This is a genomic window from Microbacterium umsixpiens (assembly GCF_053543675.1).
In genome coordinates this window covers 2814-7914 of sequence record NZ_JBLVOH010000157.1, presented here as the reverse complement: position 1 = coordinate 7914, position 5101 = coordinate 2814, and the positions used below count along the sequence as shown (strand labels likewise).

Annotated in this window: 5 protein-coding genes; 3 read left to right on the top strand and 2 right to left on the bottom strand. The window is 68.6% G+C overall.

What is annotated here, in order from left to right; all coding sequences use genetic code 11:
- Positions 1 to 15 precede the first annotated feature (15 nt).
- Positions 16 to 939 carry a formate/nitrite transporter family protein gene (locus ACNPM4_RS15640; protein ID WP_448986289.1) on the bottom strand — a complete coding sequence of 308 codons (924 nt, stop codon included), beginning with the start codon at positions 937 to 939 and terminating at the stop codon, positions 16 to 18.
- Positions 940 to 1196: 257 nt separating this feature from the next.
- Between ACNPM4_RS15640 and ACNPM4_RS15635 the strand changes: the two genes are divergently transcribed.
- Positions 1197 to 2435, top strand: a complete 1239-nt coding sequence (locus ACNPM4_RS15635) for an NAD(P)/FAD-dependent oxidoreductase (protein WP_448986288.1) — start codon at positions 1197 to 1199, stop codon at positions 2433 to 2435.
- A 22-nt stretch (positions 2436 to 2457) separates the two neighbouring features.
- Here ACNPM4_RS15635 and ACNPM4_RS15630 read toward each other — a convergent pair whose 3' ends face one another.
- Positions 2458 to 2754, bottom strand: a complete 297-nt coding sequence (locus tag ACNPM4_RS15630; RefSeq protein ID WP_262000963.1) for a hypothetical protein — start codon at positions 2752 to 2754, stop codon at positions 2458 to 2460.
- Between the two features lie 104 nt (positions 2755 to 2858).
- On the opposite strand from ACNPM4_RS15630, the gene ACNPM4_RS15625 reads away from it, so the two are divergent.
- Both ACNPM4_RS15625 and rpsD read left to right on the top strand, forming a co-directional pair.
- Positions 2859 to 4247 carry a replication-associated recombination protein A gene (locus ACNPM4_RS15625; RefSeq protein WP_105709965.1) on the top strand — a complete coding sequence of 463 codons (1389 nt, stop codon included), beginning with the start codon at positions 2859 to 2861 and terminating at the stop codon, positions 4245 to 4247.
- Between the two features lie 182 nt (positions 4248 to 4429).
- Positions 4430 to 5059 carry a 30S ribosomal protein S4 gene (rpsD, locus tag ACNPM4_RS15620; protein ID WP_029263334.1) on the top strand — a complete coding sequence of 210 codons (630 nt, stop codon included), beginning with the start codon at positions 4430 to 4432 and terminating at the stop codon, positions 5057 to 5059.
- The last annotated feature ends 42 nt before the right edge of the window (positions 5060 to 5101 follow it).

Genomic DNA, 5101 nt, shown 5'->3' with positions numbered 1-5101 from the left:
GGGCGTGCATTCCCCTCAGACCCGGGACGGTTCGCGCTCAGCCGCGCTGGTGCCGAGGCCCTGCACCGGCTCCTCCGCTGCGGCCGTCGTGACGACCTCCACGCGGGACCGGCGCTCGGTGCGACGCGCTTCGCGGGCGGCCCGAGCCTTCGGGCGGCCGTGCGTGTAGTAGATCGGCAGGCCGACGAAGAGCAGCCCTCCGACGAGGTTCCCCACGACCGTCGGCAGCTCGTTCCAGACGAGGTAATCCCAGACGGTGAAGTCGGCACCCATCAGGAGTCCGGAGGGGAACAGGAACATGTTCACGATCGAGTGCTCGAAGCCCATGTAGAAGAACAGCATGATCGGCAGCCACATCGCGACGATCTTGCCGATCGTGCTGTCCGACACCATCGCCAGGACCACGCCCGTGGAAACCATCCAGTTGCACAGCACACCGCGGATGAAGAGCGTCAGCATGCCTGCGGCGCCGTGATCCGCGTATCCGACCGTGCGCCCGTGGCCGATCTCACTGATGGCCTCGCCCACGGCACTGGGCGCGGTCGAGAACCCGTAGGTGAAGTACACGGCCATCAGGATCGCGACCAGGAGGGCACCGCCGAAGTTGCCGAGGAAGACGAGCCCCCAGTTGCGCATCAGTGCGCCGAACGAGGCACCGGGGCGGCGGTCGAGCACAGCGAGCGGTCCGAGGGTGAACACGCCGGTGAGCAGGTCGTAACCGAGCAGATACAGCATCACGAACCCGACCGGGAACAGGACGGCGCCCAGCAACGGCTGACCGGTCTGTGTCGAGACCGTGACCGCGAAGGCAGCCGCGATCGTGAGGAGTGCCGCGCCCATGAAGGCGCGGATCAGGGTGTCGCGGGTGGACAGTTGCAGCTTGTAGGCGCCGGCATCCACCATGCGTGTGGCGAGTTCGGCGGGCTTGATGTAGGACACAGGACCTCCACGGGGACGGGAGCACGGATGCTCGACTGACTCGAGCATGCGGGAGCCTCGTTTCCGCGGGCCGCACCGGACGTTACGTCTGTGGTGCGAATCTCTCACTTCCCCTTCAGCGAGGTGTGAGATGCGCGGTCGTTATCCATCCGTGATGCGATCGTTCGCGGCGTGAAACACCTCGCGTGACATCCGGGAAACACAGTCCGCATAGCCTCAGCGCTACGGCACGATCGCCGCCGACAGGAGCTGTACCGATGAATCATCCGCTCGCCACCGAGATCGTCGTCGTCGGTGCGGGGATGGCCGCGCAGCGCTTCGTCGAACAGCTCATGCAGCGGGCGGGCGACGACGTGCGGGTCACGGTGATCGGCGATGAGGGCCGCCGACCGTACGACCGCACCCGCCTTCGAGAGCTGTTCCTCGGCGGGTCGGCCGACGATCTCCCCTTGCCCTTCGACGCGTTCGAGGATGACCGCGTCGAGTTGGTCGTCGACGATCGCGTGCTGCACATCGACCGGCGGGCGAAGACCGTGCGCACCCGTTCGCGTCGCCTGCAGCGCTACGACACGCTGGTGCTCGCGACCGGGGCCTCCGCCGGTCGGGTGGCGGTCGAGGGTGCGGGACTACCCGGTTGCTTCTCTTATCGCACCGTCGAAGATGCCGAGGCGCTCCGTGCGTTCGTGGGCGCACGCGCGTCGGAGCTCGAACGTGATCTGCGCGGGGTGGTCGTCGGCGGAGGCCCCATCGGGCTCGAGGCCGCCGGGGCCTTGCAGGCGATCGGGGTCGATGCCACGGTGGTGCAGTACGCGGATCGGCTGATGGAGGCGCAGCTCGACGGCACCGCGGGAAGCATCGTGAAGCGCCATCTGCAGGCGCGGGGGATCGCGGTGCGCACGGGGACACGCGTGACGCGGCTGGATCCTGACGAGTCCGGCGTCGTCACGGCGATCGAGTTCCAGGACGGCTCCTTCCAACGTGTCGACGTCGTCGTGTTCACGGTCGGGTTGCGAGCCCGCGACGAGCTCGCCCGCAATGCCGGGATCGCGGTTCATCCCTACGGAGGCATCGTCATCGACGACACCTGCCGGACCTCGGATCCATCGGTGTTGGCCATCGGCGAGGTCGCCAGTCTCGACGGACGCCGATTCGGTCTGGTCGCTCCGGCCCGCGACATGGCCGAAGTCGCAGTGGGGCGCGTTCTCGGACACGACGCGAGGTTCGCCGGGTTCGACGAATCCGCTGCCATCACCCTGGCGGGTGTCGATGTGGCGAGCTTCGGGGACGCGCTCGCACGGACGCCGGACGCGGTCGACGTGCTCTACGCGGATCCCGTCGCCGGGGTGTACCGGAAACTGGTGCTGGCAGGTGATGCGCACACGCTGCTCGGGGGGATCCTGGTCGGCGACGCCTCGGCGTACCCGGCTCTGCACACCCTGGTCGGCGCCCGGCTCGAAGCGGACCCGTCGTCCTACGTGCTGCCGAGCCGCGGTTAGCGAGAACGGTCGGCCCGGGGAGCTACTCGGCGGGGCTCTCGGAGGGGAGCGGTGCCGGGCTCTCCGTGGGTGCGTCGGTGGGAGCCGTCGTCGGCTCGACGGTCGGCGTCGGAGTCGGCTCGGGTGCGGTCACCTGCGCGTGCACGACCTGACTGCCGATCGCGGCGACGACGATGAGGCCGCCGACGATCGCGGCGATCGTGTTGTCCCGGACGCGGCGCCGGATCTGCCCCTCGTGCCATTGGGTGCGCGCGGTGTGCAGTCGTGCGCGCTCTGCCGCGGTACGTGACTGTGCGTTCTTGGAACCGCGTGCGGCCATGCCCTGGATCTCCCGTTCCGACGCCGGTGCGCAGCGTCGCCTGAGAGCCTACCGGGAGCTGCCCGATCGCCCGAAGTGTCGGGGGCCGCCGGTAGCCTGGAGGGATGACGTCCCCTGCCGCGCTGCTCTCCGGGCAGACGCCTCTCGCCGTGCGCATGCGCCCGATCTCGCTCGACGAGGTCGCGGGGCAGCGGCACCTGTTGCGTGCAGGGTCTCCCATCGTCGCCCTTGCCGATCCGGAGGCGACTTCGCCCGGAGCGGTCTCGATCATCCTCTGGGGGCCGCCGGGCACCGGAAAGACCACGCTCGCGCAGGCGATCGCGCGCTCGTCCGGGCGCCGCTTCGTCGAGCTGTCCGCCATCACCGCCGGCGTCAAAGACGTGCGCGAGGTGATGCAGGAGGCGATCACGCAGCGCGACCTCTACGGTCAGACCACGATCCTCTTCCTCGATGAGATCCACCGGTTCACGAAGGCGCAGCAAGACGCTCTGCTGCCCGGCGTCGAGAACGGGTGGGTGATCCTGATCGCCGCGACCACCGAGAACCCCTCGTTCTCGGTGATCTCTCCGCTGCTGTCCCGTTCCCTGCTGCTCACGCTCCAGCCGCTCACCGACGATGACATCGGTGTACTCGTGGATCGTGCCGTCGTCGACGCACGGGGGCTGAACGGGGCCGTGGCGCTGAGCGCCGAAGCTCGCGCCGCACTGATCCGGCTCGCCTCGGGGGACGCCAGGCGCGCGCTGACCGGTCTCGAGGCCGGTGCTGCTGTCGCCCTCTCGCACGCATCCTCCGCGGAGGCCGGCTCCGACGAAGGCGAGGACAGCGGATCGGCCGAGGCGGACGCCGCTGCGGCAGTACCGGAGGTCTCCGCCGACGACGTCGCCCAGGCCGTCGACAAGGCGCTTCTGCGCTACGACCGGCAGGGCGACGAGCACTACGACGTCATCAGTGCGTTCATCAAGTCGATCAGAGGGTCCGACCCCGATGCGGCGCTGCACTACCTCGCGCGCATGATCGAGGCGGGGGAGGACCCGCGGTTCATCGCCCGGCGCCTGGTGATCTCCGCGTCGGAAGATGTCGGTCTCGCCGATCCTCAGGGTCTCGTCATCGCGGTCGCCGCTGCCGACGCGGTCGCGTTCATCGGCATGCCGGAGGGGCGGATCCCGCTTGCCGAGGCGACCGTGTACCTCGCCACCACCGCGAAATCGAACGCCGCCTATGTGGGGATCGATGCCGCGATCGCCGACATCCGCTCCGGAGGTTTCGGACGTGTGCCGCTGCACCTGCGCGACGCGCACTATCCGGGCGCCAAGCGCCTCGGGCACGGGCGCGGTTACGTCTACTCGCACGACAGCGAGTACGGCGTGGTGGCGCAGCAGTATCTGCCCGACGAGCTCGACGGTAAGCACTACTACGAGCCGAAGAACCTGGGTGCCGAGCGCGACATCGGTTCGCGACTGGAGCGCATCCGCCGCATCCTCGGCGACCGGTGACCCGCGCGATCAGGCGCGGAGCCGCGATCTGTTAGACTTGAGCGGCTCGAAACCGTGTTTTCGGGCATCTCCTCGTTCACACCACACCTTGCTGGCGCCCCGGCGTGCGCTCCAAGGCAGGACGCGGACGATACGTCCGTGAGTCGTGAAAGTCGCGACCACGTCATCGGAAGGACAGCTTCGTGACCACGAAGTCCCAGGACCGCCGCAAGGTGCGTCTGAGTCGTGCCCTCGGCATCCCGCTCACCCCGAAGGCCGCCCGCTACCTCGAGAAGCGTCCCTACGCTCCGGGTGAGCACGGCCGCACCAAGCGCAAGGCAGACAGCGACTACGCCGTCCGTCTGCGTGAGAAGCAGCGTCTGCGCGAGCAGTACGGCATCCGCGAGAAGCAGATGCGCAACACGTTCAACGAGGCCCGTCGCCACGACGGTCTGACCGGTGAGAACCTGGTCGAGCTCCTCGAGATGCGTCTCGACGCTCTCGTGGTGCGTTCGGGCTTCGCCCGCACCACCGCACAGGCTCGCCAGCTCGTCGTGCACCGTCACATCCTCGTCGACGGCCAGCTCGTCGACCGCCCGTCGTTCCGCGTGAAGCCGGGTCAGCTCATCCACGTCAAGCCCAAGAGCGAGGGCACCGAGCCCTTCCAGGTGGCAGCAGCCGGCGGTCACGCCGAGGTTCTGCCGCCCGTTCCGGGTTACCTCGAGGTCGAGCTCGACAAGCTCCAGTCGCGTCTGGTTCGTCGTCCGAAGCGCGCCGAGGTCCCCGTGACCTGTGAAGTGCAGCTCGTCGTCGAGTACTACGCAGCACGCTGAGCATCGCTCACGCTGTTCTCTGAGAGCAGCAGCGCAAGAGGC

Coding starts and splice junctions, on each gene's coding strand:
- ACNPM4_RS15635 (WP_448986288.1), top strand. CDS start 1,197: ATGAATCATCCGCTCGCCACCGAGATCGTCGTCGTCGGTGCGGGGATG.
- ACNPM4_RS15630 (WP_262000963.1), bottom strand. CDS start 2,754: ATGGCCGCACGCGGTTCCAAGAACGCACAGTCACGTACCGCGGCAGAG.
- ACNPM4_RS15625 (WP_105709965.1), top strand. CDS start 2,859: ATGACGTCCCCTGCCGCGCTGCTCTCCGGGCAGACGCCTCTCGCCGTG.